At 69.0% G+C, this 24507-nt stretch carries 17 protein-coding genes; 14 read left to right on the plus strand and 3 right to left on the minus strand.

Features of this window, described 5'->3' with window-relative positions; translation table 11 throughout:
- Window positions 1-4: 4 nt before the first annotated feature.
- Window positions 5-1018 (minus strand): metal-dependent hydrolase, encoded by a 1014-nt coding sequence (locus PKA16_RS08805; protein WP_324402390.1) that lies wholly within the window; start codon window positions 1016-1018, stop codon window positions 5-7.
- A gap of 117 nt (window positions 1019-1135) precedes the next feature.
- On the opposite strand from PKA16_RS08805, the gene PKA16_RS08810 reads away from it, so the two are divergent.
- From PKA16_RS08810 to PKA16_RS08850, 9 genes are all read left to right on the plus strand, one after another.
- On the plus strand, window positions 1136-2746 hold the full coding sequence (locus PKA16_RS08810) for an FAD-dependent oxidoreductase (RefSeq protein ID WP_324402392.1): 1611 nt from the start codon (window positions 1136-1138) through the stop codon (window positions 2744-2746).
- Window positions 2747-2751: 5 nt separating this feature from the next.
- Window positions 2752-4374, plus strand: a complete 1623-nt coding sequence (locus tag PKA16_RS08815) for a GMC family oxidoreductase N-terminal domain-containing protein (protein WP_324402394.1) — start codon at window positions 2752-2754, stop codon at window positions 4372-4374.
- The gene (locus PKA16_RS08820) at window positions 4371-5210 is read left to right on the plus strand and encodes an SDR family oxidoreductase (RefSeq protein ID WP_324402396.1); all 840 of its coding nucleotides are present in this window, start codon (window positions 4371-4373) and stop codon (window positions 5208-5210) included. Before PKA16_RS08815 ends, PKA16_RS08820 begins: the two co-directional genes overlap by 4 nt.
- On the plus strand, window positions 5207-6685 hold the full coding sequence (locus PKA16_RS08825) for a coniferyl aldehyde dehydrogenase (protein ID WP_324402398.1): 1479 nt from the start codon (window positions 5207-5209) through the stop codon (window positions 6683-6685). The genes PKA16_RS08820 and PKA16_RS08825 overlap by 4 nt, the downstream gene beginning before the upstream one ends.
- A 30-nt stretch (window positions 6686-6715) precedes the next feature.
- Window positions 6716-8380, plus strand: a complete 1665-nt coding sequence (locus PKA16_RS08830; protein WP_324402401.1) for an acetolactate synthase large subunit — start codon at window positions 6716-6718, stop codon at window positions 8378-8380.
- Window positions 8381-8467: 87 nt separating this feature from the next.
- The gene (locus tag PKA16_RS08835; protein WP_324402403.1) at window positions 8468-10216 is read left to right on the plus strand and encodes an N-6 DNA methylase; all 1749 of its coding nucleotides are present in this window, start codon (window positions 8468-8470) and stop codon (window positions 10214-10216) included.
- Window positions 10216-11457, plus strand: a complete 1242-nt coding sequence (locus PKA16_RS08840; protein ID WP_324402405.1) for a restriction endonuclease subunit S — start codon at window positions 10216-10218, stop codon at window positions 11455-11457. Before PKA16_RS08835 ends, PKA16_RS08840 begins: the two co-directional genes overlap by 1 nt.
- On the plus strand, window positions 11454-13334 hold the full coding sequence (locus tag PKA16_RS08845) for an ATP-binding protein (protein ID WP_324402407.1): 1881 nt from the start codon (window positions 11454-11456) through the stop codon (window positions 13332-13334). The genes PKA16_RS08840 and PKA16_RS08845 overlap by 4 nt, the downstream gene beginning before the upstream one ends.
- A gap of 77 nt (window positions 13335-13411) precedes the next feature.
- A complete protein-coding gene (locus tag PKA16_RS08850; protein ID WP_324402409.1) occupies window positions 13412-13510 on the plus strand; it encodes a type II toxin-antitoxin system ParD family antitoxin in 99 nt (32 codons plus the stop codon).
- 85 nt (window positions 13511-13595) lie between these two features.
- Here the strand turns inward: PKA16_RS08850 and PKA16_RS08855 are convergent, their stop codons facing one another.
- Window positions 13596-13889: a HigA family addiction module antitoxin gene (locus PKA16_RS08855; RefSeq protein ID WP_324402411.1), complete on the minus strand. Its 294-nt coding sequence runs from the start codon at window positions 13887-13889 to the stop codon at window positions 13596-13598.
- Between the two features lie 134 nt (window positions 13890-14023).
- Here PKA16_RS08855 and PKA16_RS08860 point away from each other — a divergent pair, with 134 nt between their 5' ends.
- The 5 genes from PKA16_RS08860 to ppc all read left to right on the plus strand — a co-directional run bounded on the left by PKA16_RS08860 (window position 14024) and on the right by ppc (window position 22834).
- Window positions 14024-14557: a hypothetical protein gene (locus tag PKA16_RS08860; protein ID WP_324402413.1), complete on the plus strand. Its 534-nt coding sequence runs from the start codon at window positions 14024-14026 to the stop codon at window positions 14555-14557.
- Window positions 14554-15261: a hypothetical protein gene (locus PKA16_RS08865; protein WP_324402416.1), complete on the plus strand. Its 708-nt coding sequence runs from the start codon at window positions 14554-14556 to the stop codon at window positions 15259-15261. Before PKA16_RS08860 ends, PKA16_RS08865 begins: the two co-directional genes overlap by 4 nt.
- Window positions 15258-19040 (plus strand): type I restriction endonuclease, encoded by a 3783-nt coding sequence (locus PKA16_RS08870; RefSeq protein ID WP_324402417.1) that lies wholly within the window; start codon window positions 15258-15260, stop codon window positions 19038-19040. Before PKA16_RS08865 ends, PKA16_RS08870 begins: the two co-directional genes overlap by 4 nt.
- 227 nt (window positions 19041-19267) lie before the next feature.
- Window positions 19268-19855, plus strand: coding sequence for a YigZ family protein (locus tag PKA16_RS08875; protein WP_324402419.1), 588 nt, complete (start codon window positions 19268-19270; stop codon window positions 19853-19855).
- Window positions 19856-19894: 39 nt separating this feature from the next.
- Window positions 19895-22834 carry a phosphoenolpyruvate carboxylase gene (ppc, locus tag PKA16_RS08880; protein WP_324402421.1) on the plus strand — a complete coding sequence of 980 codons (2940 nt, stop codon included), beginning with the start codon at window positions 19895-19897 and terminating at the stop codon, window positions 22832-22834.
- A gap of 168 nt (window positions 22835-23002) precedes the next feature.
- Here the strand turns inward: ppc and rng are convergent, their stop codons facing one another.
- The gene (gene rng, locus PKA16_RS08885; protein WP_324402441.1) at window positions 23003-24496 is read right to left on the minus strand and encodes a ribonuclease G; all 1494 of its coding nucleotides are present in this window, start codon (window positions 24494-24496) and stop codon (window positions 23003-23005) included.
- Window positions 24497-24507 lie beyond the last annotated feature (11 nt).

Here is a 24507-nt window from a genome sequence, read left to right on the forward strand (position 1 = left end):
TTCCTCAGCGCGGCGGAGCGACGTCGTCCCCACGGATGCGCCGGGCCAGCCAGGTCAGGGCCGGCCCGATCGGCGCCACTCCGCCCACCGACTGCGCCACCGGCAGCGCCTGGAAGGGCGAGCCCCGCCGGGCCACGGCAAAGGCGAAGCTGTAGTGCGGCTCCTGCCCCATGCGCAGGTCGGTGATCACCAGTCGGCCGGCTGCGCTTTCGTGCAGCTTGTAGAAACCGTGGCTGAAGCGGCGAATGCGCTGGGCGCCGTCGATGTTCGCCACTGCCGCCTCGTGGCGCGCGCCGCGGTCGTGACGGACGAAGTGCATGGGGCCCGGTGCATCCAGCAGGCCATGAAATCCCTCGTGGTAAGCGTCGCCCTGCACCGCCACCACGCGCCACAGCAGCATCGACAGCGGCGCCGGGGTCACCAGCACACGCTCGGGCACCACGCCCTGCTGCGCCAGGCTGGTGCGCGCCAGCCCATCCACCCGCGCCTGCAGGCCCACGCCCACCAGCAGCACCGCCGTGCCCACGGCCAGCCCCCACAGGTTGGCACGCTGCCCGCGCGCGTCTCCCCGGCACACCAGCGCCACCGCAAGGCCGACCAGCCACGGCAGCGTCACTGCCGGGTCGATGATGAACACGCTGCCCAGCGCCACCGGATGGTTCGAAAACGGCAGCAGCAACTGCGTGCCGTAGACCGTGAACGCATCCAGCAGCGGATGCGTGATGAGCGCCAGCCACATCGCCAGCCACCACCAGCGCAGCAGAGCCATCTGACCCTGCACCCGCGCCACCAGCCAGCCAAAAGGCACGGAAAACAGGGTCAGCCAGAACAGCGCATGGCTCTCCGCCCGGTGCAGCACCATGTTCAGGATGGGATCGCCGTGCGACACCAGCACGTCCAGATCCGGCAGTGTGCCCGCCACCCCGCCCCACAGCGCCGCCTTCCACACGGCGGTGCGCCGGCGCATCACCGCCACGCTGACGGCCGCGCCCAGCACCAGCTGCGTCAAGGAATCCATGCGGTCGATTGTGCCGCCAGTGCCGGTGAATGGCCCGATCGATCAATCTTGCTGTCCTCTAAAGTCAATCACTATCGGCTGCAAGCAGCTATCTTCATGCTCCAGGAGGCGAACGGCATGACTGCGAAGGCAAGCGACACCCTGGTGATCGGCGGCGGATTGGCGGGCATCGTCACCGCGCTCGAACTGCTGCGTGCGGGCCAGAGCGTCACGCTGGTGGACCGCGACACGCCGGAGCGCTTCGGCGGGCTGGCGCTGTGGGCCTTTGGCGGCATGGCGCTGGTGGGCACGCCGCTGCAGGCGAAGATGAAAATCGCCGACACGCCGGAGCGCGCGCTGGCGGACTGGATCCGCTTCGGCGAACTGGCGCCCGATGACCACTGGCCGCTGGCCTGGGCGCGTCATTACGTCGAGCAGTCGCGCCCGCTGGTCCATGACTGGCTGGTGAACGAGGGCATCCGGTTCATGCCGGCCGTGAACCTGGTCGAGCGCGGCATGAATGGCGACGGCAACAGCGTGGCGCGCTACCACATCGTCTGGGGCACGTCCCGCTTCATGGCGCTGCGGCTGATCGAGCAGCTGCGCGCCGCCGATTCGGGCGGTCGCCTCACCGTGCTGCACCGGCATCGCGTCACGGCGCTGGAGCACACAGGCGGCAGGCTCGCCGGCGCCGTGGCAATCGACGAGGCCAGCGGACGCGAGGTGCGGCTCGCCGCGCCCACCGTGGTGCTGGCCATGGGCGGCATCAATGGCAGTCACGAGGAAGCGCGCCGCAACTGGCCGAGCGATCGGCCCCTGCCCGCCACCATGCTCAACGGCGCGCATCCCTTTGCCGACGGCCGCATGCACCACTGGGCCGCCGAACACCTGGACGCACAGATCACCCACGCCGGCGAGATGTGGAACTACGCCGCCGGCATTCCGCACCCGTTGCCGCACTTCCCCGGCCACGGCCTGTCGCTGATTCCGTGCAAGTCGGCGCTGTGGCTGAACCACCGCGGCGAGCGCATCGGCCCCGAGCCGCTGGTGACGGGCTTCGACACCCACTGGCTGTGCCAGCAGGTGGCGGCGCAGGAAAAGCCCTGGACCTGGCAGGTGATGAACCGCCGCATCGCGCTGAAGGAATTCGCCATCTCCGGCGCCGAGCACAACCCGCGCATCCGCGACCGGCAGTTCCTGCTCTTTCTCAAGGACACGCTGCTGGGCAACCAGCGACTGGTCGACCAGATGGCGCGGCAGAGCCCGCACTTCATCGTCGCCGACACGCTGGCCGAGCTGGCCCGGAAAATGAACGCCCTCACCGCCTCGCTCGACATCCGGCCCGAGGTGCTGCAGACGACCGTGAACGCCTGGGACGCGCTGTTCGCCCCGGACGGCCGGCCCGAGGACGACATCCAGGTGCGCCGCATCCTGACCGCCCGCGAATGGAAGCCGGATCGCCTGCGCACCTGCAAGCCCGCGCCGCTGCAGCAGTCCGGGGCCGGCCCCTTCATCGCCATCCAGACCCAGCTCATCACGCGCAAGAGCCTGGGCGGGCTGCAGACCGATCTGCACAGCCGCGTGCTCGACGGCGGGGGCGAGCCGGTGGACGGCCTTTACTGCGTCGGCGAGGCGGCGGGCTTCGGCGGCGGCGGCGCGAGTGGCAAGCGCTCGCTGGAGGGCACCTTCCTGCCCGGCTGCATCCTCACCGCCAAGGCCGCGGCGCGCCACATCGCTGCAGGCGCCTGACCCCGATGCCGGCCGAGCACGACTTCATCGTCATCGGCGCCGGCCCGGCCGGCTGTGCCGTGGCCTCGCGCCTGTCGGAGGACGCGCGCCACGACGTGCTGCTGCTCGAAGCCGGACCCGGCCAGCGCAAAGGCCTCCTGGCGACCAACGCGGCGCTGGCCTCGCTCGTCTACGGGCTCAGGCGCAGCGCCTGCAACTGGGGCCTCACCAGCGGCCCCGAGCAGGGCCTGCACGGCAAGCGCGCCTACCACCCGCTGGGCCGCGGCCTGGGCGGCGGCACCCGCATCAACATGCTGATGTACATGCGCGGCAACCCGCTGGACTACGACGGCTGGGCAGCGGCCGGCAACCCCGGCTGGGGCTGGAGCGACGTGCTGCCCTACTTCCGCAAGAGCGAGAACAACCAGACCTTCAACGCCGACGACGATCCCTGGCACGGCAACAAGGGACCGGTCTGGGTCGAGGAACTGCGCACCGACAACCCCTGGCACGAAACGCTGAACCAGGCCTTCCGCGAGCTGGGCTGGCCGCTCAACCCGGACCTGAACGGCGTCACGCAGGACGGCTTTCGCCCCACGCAGGTGATGATGAAGGGCGGCGAGCGCCACCACGCCGGGCAGGCCTGGATCCTGCCGCACCTGGGCAAGCGTCCCAACCTGCACCTGCAATGCGACAGCCCGGTCACGCGCGTGCTGTTCGAGGGCACGCGCGCCGTCGGCGTGGAGGTGGTGCAGGACGGCCAGCAGCGCCAGATCCGCGCGCGCAAGGAAGTCATCGTCAGCAGCGGCGGCATCCTGTCGGCCAAGCTGCTGCAGCTCTCGGGGGTGGGCGACGGTGCGCTGCTGCAGCGCTTCGGGCTCCCCGTGGTCGCGCACCTGCCGGCGGTGGGCCAGAACCTGCAGGACCATCTGGACGTGATCCTGGGCCACCACATCCCGGGCGACCCGGATCTCGTGGGCATCTCGCCCACCGGCACGCGCAGCTTCTGGCGCGCCATGCAGCGCTGGCGCCGGGAGCGCCGCGGCATGTGCACCACCAACTTCGCCGAGGTCACGGGCTTCATGCGGCTTGCGCCGGATTCACCCATGCCGGAGGTGCAGTACGAGTTCGTCGTCGTGCTGGCGATGGACCATGGCCGCAAGATGTATGCACGCCACGGCATGTCGACCCACGTGCTGTTGCTGCGCCCCAAAAGCCGCGGCACGGTACAGCTCGCCAGCCCGCGCTGGCAGGACGACCCGGCGATCGACTTCCGCTACTTCTCGCACCCCGATGACATCGCCACCATGGTCAAGGGCGTGCGCCAGGTGCTCAAGGTCTACGACACGCCCACCATGAAGGCGCGCGTGAAGGCCGACCTGCGCACCGCGCACTGCCGCACCGATGACGACTACGCCGACTACTGCCGCCGCGTCGCCGGCACCAACTACCACCCCACCAACACCTGCCGCATGGGGCCGGATGCGGCGGACAGCGTGGTCGACGCGCGCCTGCGCGTGCACGGCGTGCAGGGCCTGCGCGTGATCGACAGCTCGATCTTCCCGACGATCCCCGGCGGCAACACCACCGCGCCCAGCTACATGGTGGGCGAAAAGGGCGCTGCCATGCTGCGCGAGGACTGGCGATGAGCTCCTATCCCTGGAAGCACGGCGCGCCGCGCACGGTGTTCATCACCGGCGCCAGCAGCGGCATCGGCCGCGACATGGCGCGGCGCCTGGCGGCCGAGGGGGCCAGCATCGCCCTCTTCAACCGCTCGGCCGCCGAAGACGTGCTGGCCGAGCTGCGCGCAGCGGCAAAAGGCCCGGAGCAGCGCTTTGCCTGCTACCCATCCGACGTGTCGCAGGCCGAAGCCATCGAAGCTGCCGTGGCGCAGGCGGTGCGGGAGCTGGGCGCGCCCGATCTGGCCATCAACAGCGCCGGCGTGCTGCACAACGGGCCGTTGGTGGACACGCCCGCGGCCGAGTTCGAGCGCGTGGTCGACGTCAACCTGAAGGGCTCGCGCCACTTCGCCGCCGCCGTGCTGCCGCACATGCAGGTCGGCAGCCAGATCGCCTTCATCGCCTCGCTCGCGGCGCTGACCGGCAACTTCGGCTACACCGCCTACTGCGCCTCCAAGTTCGGCGTGCGCGGCCTGGCCGAGGCGCTGCGCTACGAACTCAGGCTGCGGGGCATGGACGTCAGCCTGTGCTGCCCGGGCGAGATCATGACGCCCATGGTCGAGCAGGAGCGGCGCGCCATGCACCCGGTCTCGGCCGCCATGAAGGACTTTGCCGGCAGCAGCACGCTGGACGTGTCCGTGCCCAGGCTGCTGCGCGGCATCGCGCGGCGCGAGTTCGAGATCACCGACACGCCCAAAGCCGCATTGACCGCCTTCCTCTCCCGCCACTTGCCGCGCCTGGCGCGCGCCGTGGGCGACGGCATCGCCCGCCATGCCCAGGCCCGTTCGTCGAAAGGATCGCCATGACGACCAACCCACCCCGCGCGGCCTGGCAGGCCGTGCACATCCCCCCGCACCTGCCCGCCATCCTGCGCGACTGCTTCGCGCAGCAGCAGGCCGCCTTCGCCCGCAACCGCTACCCCAGCCTGGAAGAGCGCCGCGCCGACCTGCGCGCGCTGCACCGCCTGCTGGTGGAAAACCGCGACGCACTGGTCGAGGCCGTGAACCGGGACTTCGGCTGCCGCAGCCGCTTCGAGACCCTGGCCACCGAGCTGCTGCAGGGACAGGAAGGCGCGCTCGACGCCATCCGCCAGCTGCCACGCTGGATGGAGCGCCAGCGCCGCCCGCTCGACATCACGCAGCACCCGCTGGCCAGCGCCTTCGTGCAGCCGCAGCCGGTGGGGGTGGTCGGCATCGTGGCACCCTGGAACTTCCCCATCGCCATGGTGGTGCAGCCGCTGATCGGCGCGCTCGCCGCCGGCAACCGCGCGATGGTGAAGATGTCGGAGAACTCCGCCCACACCGCGCGCCTGCTGCAGAAGCTCCTGCCCGGCTACTTCGCGGCCGACAAGGTGAGCCTGTTTGCCGACGACGACGCCGGGCCGGACCAGCCGCTCGGGCCGCTGTTCACCCAGTTGCCGTTCAACCACCTGTTCTTCACCGGCTCGCCGCAAACGGGCCGCGCTGTGATGGCCAATGCCGCGGCGAATCTGACGCCGGTGACGCTGGAGCTGGGCGGCAAGTCGCCTGCCGTCGTCGCCGCCGACTACCCGCTGCAAAAGGCCGCCGAGCGCATCCTGTGGGTGAAGATGCTCAACGCCGGCCAGATCTGCACCAACGTCGACTACCTGTTCCTGCCCGCGGGCCAGGAGCAGGCCTTCATCGAGCACGCGCAGCAGATCCTGGCGCAACGCTACCCCGACCTGCTCAGCGGCGACTACACCGCCATCATCGACAAGCACCAGCACGAGCGCCTGCAGGCCATGCTGCAGGACGCCGTTCAACAGGGCGCGCAGGCCGTGCCCCTGTTGCCGGGCCAGCCCGGCGACGCGGCACGGCGCATCATGCCGCCGGTGGCCCTGCTGAACGTGCACGACGGCATGCAGGTCATGCAGCGCGAGATCTTCGGCCCGCTGCTGCCCATCCTGCCCTACCGGCGCCGCGAGGATGTGGTCCAGTACATCAACGAGCGCCCGCACCCGCTGGCGCTCTACCTGTTCAGCAACGACTGCCAGGAGCAGGACTTCTACCTGCAGCAGACGCTGTCGGGCGGCGTCACGCTGAACGACACCCTGCTGCACGCCGGGCAGCATGCCCTGCCCTTCGGCGGCGTCGGCAACAGCGGCATGGGCCACTACCACGGGCGCGAGGGCTTCCTGACCTTCTCCAAGCTGCGCCCGGTGTTCCGCCAGGGGCCGCTGCGCACGGTGGACTTCCTGATGCCGCCGTATCGCGGCCTGGCGCGCCGGATGCTGGACTTCATGCTCTGGCGCAACCGCTGAACGCAATCCGATGATTCGAGGAGCCTGCCCATGAACGGCGCCCAAGCCCTGCTCAAGACCCTGGCCGATGCCGGCGTCGAGGTCTGCTTTTCCAACCCCGGCACCAGCGAGATGCACTTCGTCGCCGCGCTCGATGGGGAAACTCGGATGCGCGCCGTGCTCTGCCTGTTCGAGGGCGTCGCCACCGGCGCCGCCGACGGCTACGCGCGCATGGCCGGCAAGCCCGCCGCCGTGCTGCTGCACCTGGGCTGCGGCCTGGGCAATGGCCTGGCCAACCTGCACAACGCGCGCAAGGGCAAGGTGCCGGTGCTCAACATCGTGGGCGACCATGCGACCTGGCACGTCCAGTACGACGCCCAGCTCCAGTCCGACATCGAGACCGTGGCGCGCAACGTCTCGCCCGGCTTCGTGCGCACCTCGCAGAGCACCGCCGCCCTGTGCCAGGACGCGGTCGACGCGCTCGTCGCCGCGCGCGGCCTGCCCGGCCAGGTGGCCACGCTGATCCTGCCGGCCGACGTCTCCTGGGGCGAAGGCGGCCAGCCCTGCCCGCCGCCGCCCGCGCCCACGCCGCCGCCGGCTCATGAGGCGACCGTGCAGGCCATTGCCCAGGCCATCCGGGGCAGCGAAAAGACCGTGCTGCTGCTGGGCGGCCAGGCGCTGCGCGAGGCGGCGCTGCTCGATGCCGCCCGCATCGCCGCCCATGCCCCGCAAGGAAGCGTGCAGCTGCTGGCCGAGGTCTTCCCCACGCGCATGGAGCGCGGCGCCGGCCTGCCCTTCGTCGAGCGCGTGGCCTATCTGGCCGAGATGGCCGGCGTGCAGCTCGCCGGCGTGCGCCACCTCGTGCTGGTGGACAGCAAGTCGCCCGTGTCCTTCTTTGCCTACCCCGGCAAGGCGAGCGACCTCGTGCCCGCAGGCTGCACCGTGCACACCCTGGCCGCGCCCGAGCAGGACGCCGCCGCCAGCCTCGCGCGGCTGGCCCAAGCGCTGGGCGCCAGCGGCGTGCAGCCACCGCTGCAGCCGGCGCAGCGGCCCGATCGTCCGCGCGGGCTTCTGACCGCCCCCAAGGTCTGCAAGGCCGTGGGCCACCTGTTGCCCGAGAACGCCATCCTCATCGACGAGGCCATCACCAGCGGCCTGATGCTGAACGTGATGACCGCGGGCTGCCCGCGTCACGACCTGCTGACGCTGACCGGCGGCGCCATCGGCCAGGGCCTGCCCAATGCCGTGGGCGCGGCCATCGCCTGCCCGGATCGGCCCGTGATCGCCCTGATCGGCGACGGCACCGCGATGTACACCATCCAGGCCCTGTGGAGCATGGCGCGCGAGCAGCTCAACGTCACCGCCATCGTCTTCAACAACGCCAGCTACTCGGTGCTGAACGTCGAGCTGGATCGCGTCGGCGCCGAGGAAGGCGGCGCCAAGGCGCGCGCCCAGCTCGACCTGCACGGCCCCGTGCTGAACTTCGCCCAGCTCGCCCAGGGCATGGGCGTGCACGCCGTGCGCGCCAGTACCGCCGAAGACTTCTGCACCGCGCTGGAATACGCCCTGGCCCAGCCCGGGCCGCACCTGATCGAGGCCCTGGTGCCCGAATCCCTCTCCGGCGCCAAGCGCAAGGTCCTGCCCTGGCTGCTCAGGTCCCTGCCCAGCCTGCCACCGGCCGTGGCGCGCGCGCTGAAGAAGAAGGTCGCGCCCTGAGGCGCGGGCCAGGCCCGGGCAGCCGCCAGCGCCGGCGCCTTACCATCGGCGCCAGCGGCCCGCACGCCCGGGCCGGGGAGAACACGCTTGCAATGGATTGCCCCTGCTGAAAAAGACGACGGCGCCGCCTCGCTGGAAAAAAGCCTCTGGGACGCCGCCGACCAGTTCCGCGCCAACTCCGGTCTCAAGGCGCAAGAATACTCCGGCCCCATCCTGGGCCTGATCTTCCTGCGCTTTGCCGAGGCGCGCTTTGCCGCGCTGCGCCAAAGACTGCAGGCCGCCGGCGCCACCTCGCGCCGCGGCCCGCGCGTGGACGAGCCCGCCGCCTACCACGCCGAGGGCGTGCTCTATCTCGCGCCCGAGGCGCGCTTCGAGCACCTGCTCACCCTGCCCGAGGCCGCCGACGTCGGCGGCCAGGTCAACGCCGCCATGCGCGCCGTGGAGCGCGACAACCCCCAGCTTGCCGGCGTGCTGCCGCGCAGCTACAACCTCTTCACCGCCACGCTGCTCAAGGCGCTGCTGAAGAAGATCTCCGAAATCCCCGTCACGCTTGACTTCGACGCCTTCGGCCGCATCTACGAATACTTCCTCGGCAAGTTCGCCATGAGCGAAGGCCAGGGCGGCGGCGAGTTCTACACTCCGGCCAGCATCGTGCAGCTGCTGGTGCAGGTCATCGAGCCGTACCACGGCCGCATCCTCGACCCGGCCTGCGGGTCGGGCGGCATGTTCGTGCAGTCGGCGCGCTTCGTCGCCGAGCACCAGCGCAACCCCGCCGCGGAGCTGGCCCTGTACGGCATCGAGAAGACCGACGAGACCGGGCGCCTGTGCCGCCTCAACCTCGCCGTGCACGGGCTGGAGGGCGACATCCGCCACGGCGGCAACGTCAACAGCTACTACGACGACCCGCACGACGCCGTCGGCGCCTTCGATTTCGTGCTCGCCAATCCCCCCTTCAACGTCAACGCCGTGGACAAGGAACGGCTCGCCGACCAGGTCGGCCCCGGCCGGCGCTTCCCCTTCGGCCTGCCCCGGCCCGACAACGCCAACTACCTCTGGATCCAGCTCTTCTACTCCAGCCTCTACAGCCACGGCCGCGCCGGCTTCGTCATGGCCAACTCGGCCTCCGACGCGCGCGCCAGCGAGCAGGAGCTGCGCCAGAAGCTGATCCAGGCCCGCACCGTCGACGTGATGTTCGCCGTCGGCCCCAACATGTTCTACACGGTGACGCTGCCCTGCACCCTGTGGTTTCTGGACCGCGGCAAGGCCGGCACGCCGCGCGCGGACACCGTGCTGTTCATCGACGCGCGCCACATCTACCGCCAGATCGACCGCGCCCACCGCGACTGGACGCCGGCGCAGATCGGCTTCCTCGCCAACATTGTGCGGCTGTACCGCGGTGAGCAGCCCGATTTCACGCTGGGTGGTGAAGAGGCAAAGGCCAAGCTGTTTGAAGTTTTTGCCGCACAACCCTCAACCCGGTCTGACGACCACCCTTCTCCCAGAGGGAGAAGGGAAGAAAACCCCAACCTGACCCTCCCCTCTCCCCCTGGGAGAGGGGCTGGGGATGAGGGCGCGCAGCATGAGGGGACCCGGAATATCACGTATCGTGATATTCCGGGTCTGTGCAAGGTGGCGACCCTGGCCGAAATCGAGGCCCAGGGCTGGTCGCTCAACCCGGGCCGCTACGTGGGCGTGGCGCCGGGCGAGGAAGTGAGCGACGAGGACTTCCGCGAGCAGTTGCAGGCACTGAATGAGGAGCTGGAGACGCTGAACGCGCAGGCGCGGGCGCTGGAGCAGACGATTGCTGGGAATGTGGCTGGGATTTTGGGGGTGTGATGGATTCTTCGAGTTTTAATGAAATTCCAATCGAGCGCCTGTGCAAGTGGGTGTCATCTGGCTCGACGCCGTTGAGAAGCCGATCAGATTTTTATGATGGCGGCGTAATCGATTGGTACAAAACGGGCGAGTTGAAGGATTGGTACCTGGATCCTGCAGAAGAACGCATTACTGAAAAAGCCCTGAAAGAAACATCGGCCAAGTTATTTCCGTCGAATACCGTTTTGATGGCCATGTATGGCGATGGCAAAACTATTACGAGCATGGGAATTCTTCGAGCCCCAGCAGCCACCAATCAGGCGTGTTTAGCGATGTTGGTGGATGAAGAAGTGTGCGATCAACGCTACTTCTTTTATGCACTTAAAGGCCGTCGCGATTTGTTACTTAAAGTCGCTTCCGGCGGCGCCCAAAGAAATCTCAGTGGCAAACTCATAAAAGAATTTCTTCTGCCTGCCCCCTCCTTGCCCCTCCAACGCCTCATCGCCGGCATCCTGTCGGCCTACGACGAGCTGATCGAAAACAGCCAGCGGCGCATCCGGATTCTGGAGACGATGGCCCGCGCCCTCTACCGCGAGTGGTTCGTCCACTTCCGCTTCCCCGGCCACGAGCACCTGCCCCGCGTCCCGTCCCCCCTCGGCGAAATTCCGCAGGGATGGGAGGTGCAGCCGTTCACCGAAGTCGCCGATGTGTTGAGTGGCGGGACGCCCAAGACGTCTACCGCAGATTTTTGGGGTGGAGACATCCCCTTCTTCACGCCGCGTGATGCCCCTTCCTGCTTTTACGTGCACGACACGGAAAAACACATCACGGAGCTTGGCCTTGCGAAGTGCGCGAGTGCGCTCTACGCCCCTGATACGGTATTCATCACGGCGCGCGGTACGGTCGGGAAGGTCGCCATGCCAGCGATCCCGATGGCGATGAACCAGTCTTGCTACGCACTGCGCGGCAAGGCCGGAATCGCGCAGCACTACCTTTTTCTTCTGACCTTGCAGCAGGTGGACTACCTGAAAACCAACACAGGCGGGGCGACCTTCGACACGATCATCGTGGACACATTTCGACGGATGCAAGTCGTGAAGCCACCGCTCAGCCTGATCGCGAGGTTTACAAAACAGGTTCAACCGACTTTCGAGCAGGTAAACACGCTCCAGCGCCAAATCCAAACCCTCCGCCGCACCCGCGACCTGCTGCTGCCGCGCCTGCTCTCCGGCCAGATCGACGTGGAGGCCCTGCCCGCATGATGCGTACCGCCGAAGACCTGCTGCAGGAGCTTGCCGCGCTCGATGAGTCGCACCGCATCGAGGCCAAGCAGGCGCGGCGCATCGACCGCTCCGTCCTGGAGACAATCTGCGCCTTTGCCAACGAGCCCGGCCTTGGCGGTGGCTATCTGCTGCTGGGCGTGCACCGCGATGCGCAGGATCTGTTTGACCATGCCTACCGGGTGGATGGCGTCAGCGACCCGGACCAGCTGCAGTCGGACCTGGCCAGCCAGTGCGCCAGCGCTTTCAACCAGCCGATCCGCCCGCGCGTGGCAGTAGAAGAGCTGCAGGGCAGGAATGTGGTGGTGGTCCATGTGCCGGAGGCCGCGCCGACAGAAAAGCCGGTCTTCCTCAGGAAGCTGGGCTTGCCACGGGGCGCGTTCCGCCGCGTGGGCTCGACCGACCAGGAGGGCACGGAAGACGATCTGGTCGCGCTCTACGCCGGGCATCAGGTTGATACCTTCGACGCCACCGTGCTGCCCGATGCGGACTTGGCCGACATCGACCCCGCCGCCGTCACAGACTACCGGCAGCAGCGCCGCGCCATCAACCCGGACGCCGAAGAGCTGAGCTGGTCGGACGACGACCTGCTGCGCGCCCTGGGTGGTGCCAGACCTGACAACGGCCAGCTCAGACCAACGGTGGCGGGCATCGTGCTGTTCGGCACCGGCCAGGCGCTGCGGCGCTGCTTCCCGATGATGCGCATCGACTACATCCGCGTGCCCGGCCGGCAGTGGGTGGAGGACCCGGATCACCGCTTCGACACGCTGGAAATCCGCGCACCGCTGTTCACCGCGATCCGCCGCGCCACGAATGCGGTGCGCGACGAGTTGATGCAGTCCTTCTCCCTGCCCGAAGGCGCGCTGGCGCGCGAAGACGAGCCGGCGCTGCCGCTGCGGGTGATCCGCGAGGCGATCGTCAACGCCGTGATGCATCGCAGCTACCGTATCCACGGCGCCGTCCAGATCATCCGCTACGCCAACCGGCTGGAGATCCGCAATCCGGGCCACTCGATCAAGGCGGAGGAGCAGCTTGGCGAACCGGGGTCGGAGACGCGCAACCCGCGCATTGCGGCCGTGCTGCACGAGGTCAACATCGCCGAGACCAAGGGCAGTGGCATCCGCGCCATGCGCGAGCTGATGCTGGCCCATGGGCTGCTGCCGCCCACCTTCGAGTCCTCGCGCCGGCCCGACCAGTTCGTCGCCACGTTCCTGTTCCATCATTTCCTGGGCGCGGATGATCTGGCCTGGCTGCGCCAACTGACGACCGAGTCGATCAGCGATGAGGAGTCGCGCGCACTGGTCTTTGTGCGCGAGCTCGGCGCCATCGACAACGCCGCGTATCGCGCCATCAACCGCACCGACACCCTGAGCGCCTCGGTTCATCTGCGCCGCCTGCGTGATCTGGGACTGCTGGAGATGAAGGGTGGCGGCAGCCGAACCTACTACGTGCCCGGTGCGCAGTTCCATGCTCGATCGGAGGCGAGCTCGATTGCCGAGCGGCTTGTTGCTGCACACCAGCTGGAGCCAAATGGTCACCAGTCAGGTCAGGATAGTCACCACCTGCTGGCGACTATTCCCCCCCAACTGGCCGAAAGGGTACCACCGGCCGGCCGCAAACCACGCCGAGACATTCTGCGTGCATTGATCGTTGACCTTTGCCGTTGGCATGCCCTGAGCGCCCGGGAACTGGCCAGCATCCTGCACAGGCGAGACCACAAACCGCTGGTCAGGGACTATCTGACCCCTATGGTCGCCGAGGGGCTGCTCGCCTATACCATCCCGGCGATGGAGAACCATCCGGAACAGCGCTACACCGTGCCGGCAGAAGGCCTGGAAAGCGAGGAAACTGCCCCATGAGCCCCCACGCCGGGACCGAAGACCAGTGCCGTGACCTGACGCAGCGCGAACAGGAGCACAGCGCCTAATTGCAGGCCTTGCGTCAGGCTCTGATCGCGGGCGAGCGCAGCGGCGAGCCCGAGGCTCTCGACTTCGCCGCCTTCATCGAACGCAAGCGCGCCCGGAACGCGAGCTGAGGCCTTGGGCAGGAATACACACCAGCCCCACGCGAATACACATCAGTCCGGCCCGAATACACACCAGCTTGCTGCCAATGCGCGCTCACGCCTGCCCAGGCTCGGGCATGACAAACCGCGCGATATGCGGCCGCCTGGCCTTACGGGCCTGGTCCAGATCGTACTGCATCTGCATGCCGGCCCAGAGTTCGGGGCTGGTGCCCAGCGCGGCGGCGAGGCGAAACGCCATGTCGGCCGAGATGCCGGCGCGCCCGGCCAGGATGCGCGTGAGCGTGACGCGGTTGACGCCCAGCTGCCGTGCCGCGTCGGTCACGGTCATCTCGCCCAGGTATTCGCGCAACACCTCGCCGGGGTGGGGTGGGTTGTGCATCCTGCTCATGCTGCCCGCCTGTTGGACTTTCCCGTTGATGTTGCCCGATCTCGGAGTCTGACGATACTCGGCACTCCGTTTTCTTGACAAATTATTGTCACATCGGTATTTTCGTATTTCGCGAAACACGAAATTTCATATCCATGGCCCGGAAACCGAACCGCCAGCTCGTGCTCAAGCCACAGGATCTCTACCTGCTGCTGGCGCTTGTCGCCTGCGGCGATCAGGAGATGACCTACCCCGAGCTGGCAGACTTCACCGGACTGTCGATGTCCGAGGTGCACGCCGCGCTCAGGCGCGCCGAGGCGGCCCGCCTGCTGTTTTTCGAGCAGCGCAGGCCCCGCATCCTCAAGCCGGCGTTCACCGAGTTCCTGTTCCACGGCGCCCGCTACGCCTTCCCGCCAGTGCGCGGGACGCTGGTCGCGGGCGTGCCCACGGCGCACGCGGCTCCGCCCCTGAATGAACACGTGGCACCGTCGGCAGACCCGCCGCCGGTGTGGCCCGCAATCGAGGGCAGCGTGCGTGGCGTGGCGCTGGTACCGCTGTACCCGTCGGCCCCGCAGGCCGCGCTGCGCAGCCCGGCGCTTTACGAGAATCTGGCCCTGTTCGACGCCATCCGCGCCGGCAACGCGCGCGAACGCGCGCTGGCCCAACGCCTGTTCGAGGAGCGCCTGTGAACGCCGCCGACCCCAATGTGCAGCGGGTGGAGTTGGTGGCAGCGGCACTGGGCGATCTGTGTGCAGAACTGGTGCTGGTGGGCGGTTGCGCGGCCAGCCTGCTGGTCGATGCACCGACGGCGCCACCGCCGCGCGTGACCTGGGACGTGGACCTGATTGTCGAAGTCGCCACCCTGCGCGACTACCACACGATGGAAGCGCAGTTCGAAGCCCGTGGCCTGCAGCGCGACCTTTCGCCCGACGCGCCCATCTGCCGCTGGCGCCTGGGCGACGTGATGGTGGACCTGATGCCGACCGACGAGACCGTGCTGGGCTTTGCCAACCGCTGGTATCCGCTGGCGACAAGAACTGCGACACGCGAGATGCTGCCCAGCGGCCAGCAGATCCGCCTGATCGCTGCACCAGCCTTTCTGGCCACCAAGCTCGAGGCGTTTCGCGCACGCGGCGGCGCCGACCCGCTCACCAGCCACGATCTGGAGGACGTCATCAACGTGCTGGAGGGCTGCAGCCACATTGAAGCGGACGTGCAGGCGAGCGAGGCCGAGGTGCGCGGCTATCTGGCTGCGCAGTTTGCGGATTTGATCGCCAGACCGGACTTTCGCGATGTGCTGCCGGGCCTGGTCGCTTACGATGAACTGCACGCACAACGTGTGCAGGCCGTACTGCAGAAAATCCACGCCATCGCCACCCAGCCCAGCCCATGAGCCCCCACGCCTGGACCGAAGACCAGCTCGTCGAGCAGCCCGCCATCGCGCTGTTCGCCGAGCTGGGCTGGCAGACGGCGTCGGCGCGGGACGAAACCCTGGGCGCCGATGGCACGCTGGGGCGCGAGACGAAAGGCGAAGTGGTGCTGGCGGCGCGCCTGCGCTCGGCGCTGACGCGCCTGAACCCCGGCCTGCCGCCCGAGGCCATCCAGACCGCCATCGACGAGCTGGTGCGCGACCGCTCGGCCATGAGCCTGGTGGCAGCCAACCGCGAGATCCACGGGCTGCTGAAGGACGGTATTCGGGTCAGCGTAGCTGACGCCGAACCCTCATCCCCGGCCCTTCTCCCAGGGGGAGAAGGGGGCACAAGACACGCTTTGGCGAGCGTTTCCCCTCTCCCACTGGGAGAGGGCCAGGGTGAGGGTTTGCAGCGCAGCGGCGGCCAACGCATCGTACGCGTCAAGGTGGTCGATTGGGAGCAGCCCGCTGCAAATGACTTCCTGCTGGTGAGCCAGCTCACGGTGGTGGGCAGCCTCTACACCTGCCGGCCGGACCTGGTCGCCTTCGTCAACGGCCTGCCCTGGGTGGTGGTGGAGCTCAAGAAGCCCGGCGTGCCGGCGCGCGCGGCCTTCGACGAGAACCTGACGCACTACAGGCAGCAGGTGCCGCAGCTGTTCTGGTGCAACGCCCTGCTGATTGCCAGCAACGGCACCGACAGCCGCGTGGGTTCGCTCACCGCCGACTGGGAACGCTTCTTCGAGTGGAAGCGCGTGGCGCGCGAGGACGAGCAGCGCCGCGTGTCGCTGGAGGTGATGCTGCGCGGCACCTGCGCGCCCGATCGGCTGCTGGACCTGGCGGAGAACTTCACGCTGTTTTCCGAGCACAAGGCGGGGCTGGTGAAGGTGCTGGCGCAGAACCACCAGGTCCTGGGCGTGAACAACGCGATTGCCTCGATGCTGGAGGCGCGCCAGATGGGCCACGGGCGCGGCGGCGTGTTCTGGCAGACGCAGGGCAGCGGCAAGAGCTTTTCCATGGTGTTCTTCGCCCAGAAGGTGCTGCGAAAGCTGGCGGGCAACTGGACCTTCGTGGTGGTGACCGACCGCGTCGAGCTGGACGACCAGATCGCCAGGACCTTCAAGGCCGCGGGCGCGGTGAGCGAAGCCGAGAGCAAGGAATGCCACGCCGCCAGCGGCGCCCACCTGCGCGAGCTGCTGCGCGGCAACCACCGCTACATTTTTTCGCTCGTACACAAGTTCCTGCCGGAACGTGTTTCGAGCGAAAAACCCTCATCCCCGGCCCTTCTCCCAGAGGGAGAAGGGAGTCGTCACTATCGGGGCGGTTATCCGATCGCAGGCTTGACGGAGCGAGCACGCCAGTTGAGGCAGGCCGGGACAAAGGCAGAAGAACTGCTCTGGGAACTGGTGCGCAATCGGCAGTTTTGCGACCTGAAGTTCAGGCGTCAGCACCAGGTCGGTGATTACATCGTGGACTTCTACTGCGCCCAGGCTGGACTGGTGGTGGAACTGGACGGAGAGGTTCACGACGACCCGGATGTCGCTGCCAGGGACGGGCGCCGAGACGCCTGGCTGCGTGGGCAGGGCATGAAAGTCCTGCGTTTCAGCAACGACCAGGTGCTTCACGATACGGAAGTGGTCCTGTCCCGGATCGCTGAAGCTGCTCACCCCTCTCCCTCTGGGAGAGGGGCCTGGGGTGAGGGTCAACCATCACGCATGCCCGTCCTGTCTGACAAGCAAGACGTCATCGTGATGGTTGATGAGGCCCACAGGAGCCAGTACGACACGCTGGCGCTGAACATGCGCGCCAGCCTGCCGCGCGCGCTGTTCCTGGCCTTCACCGGCACGCCGCTGATCGCGAGCGAGGAGCGCACGCGCGAGGTGTTTGGCGACTACGTGTCGATCTACGACTTCCAACAGTCGGTGGAGGACGGCGCGACGGTGCCGCTGTTCTACGAGAACCGCACGCCGGCGCTGCAGCTCGTCAACCCCGACCTGAACGACGACATCTACCGCCTGATCGACGAGGCCGGGCTGGACGACGCGCAGGAGGACAAGCTGCAGCAGGTGCTGGGCCGCCAGTACCACCTGATCACGCGCGACGAGCGGCTGGAGGTGGTGGCGGCCGACATCGTGCAGCACTTCCTTGGCCGCGCCAGCCTGGGCGAAATCGCGGGCAAGGCCATGGTGGTGTCGATCGACAAGGCGACGGCGCTCAAGATGCACGACAAGGTGCGCAAGCACTGGGCGGCGGAAATGGCGCGCGTACAGCAGGAGCTTGGCCGGCTGGCCTACGCCGTCGGCGGCGAAGCCAGCGCCGAGCAGGCGCGGCGCGACGCGCGCAAGGCCGAGCTGAAGCGCCGCCTGGCGCTGCTGGAGAGCACCGACATGGCGCTCGTCGTGTCGCCGGCGCAGAACGAGATCGAGCAGATGCGCGCGCTGGGCCTGGACATCGCGCCGCACCGCCAGCGCATGAACGAGTCGCAGCCGGGGCTGGATGAAAAGTTCAAGGACGTGCACGACCCGCTGCGGCTGGTGTTCGTCTGCGCCATGTGGCTGACGGGCTTCGACGCCCCGAGCTGCGCCACGATCTACCTCGACAAGCCCATGCGCAACCACACGCTGATGCAGACCATCGCGCGCGCCAACCGGGTGTTTCCGGGCAAGCACAGCGGCGTGATCGTGGACTACGCCAACGTGTTCGCCTCGCTCGAAAAGGCGCTCGCCATCTACGGCGCGGGGCGGGGCGGCGAGCGACCCGTGCGCGACAAGGCCGAGCTGGTCGCCGCGCTGCGCGAAGCCGTGGCGGCGGCCACGGCCTTTTGCGCCAGCCACGGCGTGGACCTGACGGCTCTGGAGGAGTTGCCTTCGGGCAGCCTGGAGCGGCTGGCGGCGGTGGAGGACGCGATCAACGCGCTGATCGCGCCCGACAGCCTGCGGCGCGACTTCCTCGGCCACGAGCGGCTGGTCGGCACGCTGTATCGTGCCGTGCAGCCTGACCCGGCCGCGATCGAGTTTGCCGCGCGCACGCTCGGTCTGAACCAGCTCGCGGCAGCGATCCGCGCGCGCCTGAACCCGGACCAGCCGGACATCAGCGCCATCCTGGGCCAGATCGGCGGCCTGCTGGATGAATCCATCACCGGCCACGCGATCCGTGAAGGCGAGCCACCCGCCATCGACCTGTCGAGGATCGATTTCGAGGCGCTGGCGCAGCGCTTCAAGGCGTCGAGGCACAAGAACACCGAGCTGGAGGCGCTCAAGGCGGCCATCCGCGCCCGGCTCGACCAGCTGGTGCGGCTGAACCGCACCCGCACCGACTACACCCAGAAGTTCGAAGCCCTGATCGAGAGCTACAACACCGGCAGCCGCAACATCGAGCAGCTGTTCGAGGAACTGCTCAAGCTCTCCCGCAGCCTGGACGACGAGGCGAAGCGCCACGTGCGCGAAAACCTGAGCGAGGAGGAACTGGTGATCTTCGACATCCTGACGCGACCGGCGCCGGAACTGACCGCCGCCGAACGCGACGAGGTGAAGAAGGTGGCGCGTGAGCTGCTGGCGCGGCTCAGGGGGCTGCTGGTGCTCAACTGGCGCCAGAAGTCGGCCGCGCGCTCCTCGCTGCGCCTCGCCATCGAGGAGACGCTGGACGACGGGCTGCCGCGCGCCTACGACAAGCCGCTGTACGAGCAGAAGTGCGCCCAGCTCTTCGAGCACGTCTACGAAAGCTATCCGGAACGCGACGCGGGCGTGTACGCCCAGGGCGCATGAACGCGTGCTGGCCGGCGCTGCCCATGCCTCCTGTGGCATGCTTGCGCCTTGAAGTCGCACGGCTTCGCGCGGCGGCGCGTCAGACGAGATCGAGATACCGGACCGGCACCGGCAAGAGAGCGAGGCTTGTGCGACGGAGACAAGCACCATGAACCTGCACGCTCCGATGCCCCACGCCACCAGGCGGCTGCACGGCGCGGCCGGCTGAGCGCATCGGCAGAGTCCGCATGCGCCATACCGTGGCCCGCCCTGGCATGCACGAACTGGTCGTGCGCAAGAGCCGCTTCCTCGGCTGCGTCGAGCCCGTGGCCGATCGCGCGCAGGCGCAGGCGCGCGTGGCCGAGCTGCGCGCGCTGCATCCCACGGCGAACCACGTGTGCTGGGCCCTGCCGGCGGGCGGTGATTCGGCCGCGGTCGACGACGGCGAGCCCGGCGGCACCGCCGGTCGACCGATGCTGAACGTGCTGCGCCAGCAGCAGCTCGACGGCGTGCTGGCGACGGTGGTGCGCTGGTTTGGTGGCGTCAAGCTGGGCGCCGGCGGACTGGTGCGTGCCTATACCGAGGCCGTGGCCGGCGCCCTGCAGCAGACCGAGAAGATCCCGCTGCAGCGCTGGCAGCCGCTGGCCTGCACCCTGCCCTATGCGCTCGAAGGGGTGCTGCGGCGCGAGCTCGAGCGCGCCGGCGCTCGCGCGCTGGCGGCCTCGCACGCCGCCCAGGTCCGACTGCGCTTCGAACTGCCCGAGGACCAGGCAGCGGCCGTGGTCGAACGCCTGGACGAAATCAGCCAGGGCCAGCTGCTCTGGCACGAGACCTGAAACCCCGCCCTCCGCCGCCCGAAAAGGAAAAGGATTTCGATGCCATCCGCACCATCCACCTCGTCCGCCGACAAGCCGGCCGGATCGCGGCCCAGCCGCTCGAGCAAGGACCAGCCGCTGATCCAGGACATCCGGCTGCTCGGGCGCATCCTGGGCGACGTGATCCGCGAGCACGAGGGTGCGCCCGCCTTCGAGCTGGTGGAGCGCATCCGCACGCTGTCGGTGGCGTTCCGCCGCGACGCCGACCAGGGCGCCGGCAACACGCTGCGCAAGCTGCTCAACGGCCTGAGCGGCGACCAGACCGTGAGCGTGATCCGCGCCTTCACGCACTTCAGCCTGCTGGCCAACCTGGCCGAGGACCGCCACCACATCCGCCGCCGCGCCGTGCACGAGCGCGCCGGCAACGCGCAGGAGGGCAGCATCGAGGTCGCGCTGCAGCGCCTGCACGCCGCCGGCATCGGCGCCCCGAAGATCGCCGACACGCTGGCGGCGAGCTACGTCGCGCCGGTGCTGACTGCGCACCCGACCGAGGTGCAGCGCAAGACCATCCTCGATACCGAGCGCGAGATCGCCCAGTTGCTGGCCGAGCGCGACGAGCTGCGCGAGCGCGCCCAGTGCCATGCCGGCAGCCGCGACGTGCTCTCGGCACGCGAGCTGGCCGCGAACGAGGCGCGCCTGCACGCGCGCGTGACCCAGCTCTGGCAGACCCGGCTGCTGCGCTTCGACCGGCTCACCGTGGCCGACGAGATCGAGAACGCGCTGTCCTACTACGAATCGACCTTCCTGCGCGAGATCCCGCGCATCTACGGCGAGCTCGAGCACGCGCTGGGCGGCGGCCGGCCGATCGCCAGCTTCCTGCGCATGGGGCAGTGGATCGGCGGCGACCGCGACGGCAATCCCAACGTCAGCGCCGCGACCCTGGCGCTGGCGCTGCGCCGCCAGGCCGAGGTGGCGCTGCTGCACTACCTGGAGGAGGTGCACCAGCTCGGGCGCACGCTGTCGCTGTCGTCGCGCCTGGCACTCGTCACGCCGGCACTGGAGCAGCTGACCGCCGCCTCGCCCGACGCAAGCGCGCACCGCAGCGACGAGCCCTACCGGCGCGCCCTCACCGGGATCTACGCGCGACTGGCAGCGACGCTGGAGCAGCTCACCGGCAGCAGCGCGCCGCGCGCCACCACGCTGCGCCAAGCCCCCTACCCGGACGCCGCCGCGCTGCTGGCCGACCTGCGCACGGTTGCGGATTCGCTGCGCGCGCACGACTGCCAGGCCCTGGTGCCCGAACGCCTGCACCCGCTGATGCGCGCCGTCGAGGTGTTCGGCTTTCATCTGGCGACGGTGGACCTGCGCCAGAGCTCGGACCAGCACGAGCGCGTGCTCGCCGAGCTGCTGCGCGTCGCCCGCCTGGAGCCCGACTACGCCGGCCTGGACGAAGACGAGCGCTGCGAGCTGCTGCTGCGGCTGCTGCGCGACGCCCGGCCGCTGCGCGTGGTGGGCGCCGAATACAGCGAACACACGCGCGGCGAACTGGCCATTTTCGAGACCGCGCTGGCGCTGCGCCGGCGCCACGGCCACGAGGCCATCCGCCACTACATCATCAGCCACACCGAGACCGTGAGCGACCTGCTCGAGGTGCTGCTGCTGCAGAAGGAAGTCGGCCTGATGCAGGGCACGCTGGGTGAATATGGTGCCCCCACGCTCGGCACGGTCGTGTCCTCGCTGCCCCCCGAGGGGGCGCAGGCTGGCTTGGGGCGGCCCGGCGCTGCGCCTGGTGCGCACGCCGGCCTGATCGTGGTGCCGCTGTTCGAGACCATTGCCGACCTGCGCAACGCCGCGCCGATCATGCGCGCCTTCTACGCCATCGACGGCGTCGCCGCGCTGGTGCGCGCCAGCGGCAGCGAGCAGGACATCATGCTCGGCTACAGCGACAGCAACAAGGACGGCGGCATCTTCACCAGCAACTGGGAGCTCTACCGCGCCGAGATCGCGCTCGTCGCCCTGTTCGACCAGCTCAACGCGAGACAGCCCGGCGCGCCGGTGCGCCTGCGCATGTTCCACGGCCGCGGCGGCACCGTCGGCCGCGGGGGCGGCCCCAGCTACCAGGCTATCCTGGCGCAACCGCCCGGCACCGTGCGCGGCCAGATCCGGCTCACCGAGCAGGGCGAGGTCATCGCCTCCAAGTACGCCAACCCCGAGATCGGCCGGCGCAACCTCGAGACCCTGGTCGCCGCCACGCTGGAGGCCACCCTGCTGCAGCCGACCCAGGCCGCGCCGGACGAGTTCCTCCAGGCCGCCGAGCGACTCTCCGAGGCCAGCATGTCGGCCTACCGCGCGCTGGTCTACGAGACGCCCGGCTTTGCCGACTATTTCTTCACCGCCACGCCGATCCGCGAGATCGCCCAGCTCAACATCGGCTCGCGCCCGGCCAGTCGCAAGCCCAGCGGCCGCATCGAGGACCTGCGCGCCATCCCCTGGGGCTTCAGCTGGGGCCAGTGCCGCCTGACGCTGCCGGGCTGGTACGGCTTCGGCGCCGCGGTGCAGGCCTTCGTCCAGGCCCCCGGCGCCGGCCAGCGCGCGCGCGTGGCGCTGCTGCGGCGCATGGTCCGCGAGTGGCCCTTCTTCCGCGCCCTGCTGTCCAACATCGACATGGTGCTGGCCAAGAGCGACCCGGCGCTGGGCTCGCGCTACAGCGAGCTGGTGGCGGATCGCAAGCTGCGCGAGACCGTGTTCAGCGCCATCGAGGCCGAGTGGCAGCGCACCAACGACGCGCTGGCCCAGATCACCGGCAGCCGCCAGCGGCTGGCCGGCAACGCGGCGCTGGCGCGCTCCATCCGCCACCGCTTCCCCTACATCGACCCGCTGCACCACCTGCAGGTCGAGCTGCTGCGCCGCTGGCGCGCCGGCCAGGACGACGACCGCGTGCAGACCGGCATCCACCTGTGCATCAACGGCATCGCGGCGGGGCTGCGCAACACGGGGTGACCCCACTGCGTCGGTGACCCTGCTCCGACCCCGTGCTCTCACGGACTCGACCAGGTTTTCAAGCGGCCGCGGAGCAGGCCATCCGCGGCATCCGTGACCAGGGTCCCCCTGGACACAGGATGCGTCCCCCTTCCAGGGGGAAGACGCCGCAGGCGGCTCAGGGGGTGCCTATAACAGGACGATGTCGTACTGGTCCGGCCCCAAGGCGCTTTCGGCCTGCAGCGCGATCGGCTTGCCAATGAAGTCCGACAGGCCGGCCAGGTGCTGGCTTTCCTCGTCCACCAGCATCTCGACCACGGCCGGCGCGGCGACGACGCGGAACTCCTTCGGGTTGAACTGGCGCGCCTCGCGCAGGATCTCGCGCAGGATGTCGTAGGCCACGGTGCGCGCGGTGCGCACGCGGCCGCTGCCCTGGCACTGGCCGCAGGGCTCGCTCAGCAGCTGCGCCAGCGATTCGCGCGTGCGCTTGCGCGTCATCTCGACCAGGCCGAGCGGCGAGAAGCTGCCGACATGGGTCTTGACGCGGTCGCGCGCGAGCTGCTTGCGGAACTCGGCCAGCACGGCCTGCTGGTGCTCGGCCTGGGCCATGTCGATGAAGTCGATCACGATGATGCCGCCCAGGTTGCGCAGCCGCAGCTGACGCGCGATCGCCTGCGCCGCCTCGAGATTGGTCTTGAACACCGTGTCGTCGAAGTTGCGCGCACCGGTGAAGCCGCCGGTGTTGACGTCGATCGTGGTCAGCGCCTCGGTGTGATCGATGATCAGGTAACCGCCCGACTTGAGGTCGACGCGCCGGCCGAGCGCGCGCGTGATCTCCTCGTCGACGTTGTAGAGGTCGAAGATCGGGCGCTCGCCGCGATACAGCTGCAGGCGCTCGGCCGCCGCCGGCATGTACTCGCGCCCGAAGGCCAGCAGCGCCTCGCACTGCTCGCGTGAGTCGAGGCGGATCGACTGCGTCTGCTCGCCCACCAGGTCGCGCAGCACGCGCTGCAGCAGGTTGAGGTCCTGGTGCAGCAGGCTGGCCGGCGGCTGGCGACCCGCCGCCTCGCGGATGCGTGCCCAGGTCTTGCGCAGGTAGGCGATATCCTCGGCCAGTTCGGCGTCGCTGGCATCCTCGGCATTGGTGCGCAGGATGAAGCCGCCGCTCGGCTGGCCGGGCGCGAGGTCGGCACGCACCAGCGCCTGCACGCGGGTGCGCAGCGCGTCGCGCAGCGCCGGCGCGATCTTCTGCGACACGCCGACGTGGTCGTCCTGGGGCAGGAACACCAGCATGCGGCCGGCGATGCTGACCTGGGTCGACAGGCGCGCGCCCTTGGTGCCGATCGGGTCCTTGATCACTTGCACCATCAGGGTCTGGCCCTCGAACACCTGCTTCTCGATCGGCCGCGCGCCGCCGCCATGGCGGTGCGCCGGCAGGCTCTCGCCGTCCAGTGGCGGCTGCCACAGGTCGGCCACGTGCAGGAAGGCGGTGCGCTCCAGTCCGATGTCGACGAATGCCGACTGCATGCCCGGCAGCACGCGCGCCACCTTGCCCAGGTAGATGTTGCCGACCAGGCCGCGCTCGAGCGCGCGCTCGACGTGCAGCTCCTGCACCGCGCCGTGCTCGATCACCGCCACGCGCGTTTCCTGTGGCGACCAGTTGATGAGGATTTCCTGTTGCATCATGGATGGCG

This window comes from Ottowia sp., from assembly GCF_035325765.1.
GTDB lineage: Bacteria > Pseudomonadota > Gammaproteobacteria > Burkholderiales > Burkholderiaceae_C > Ottowia.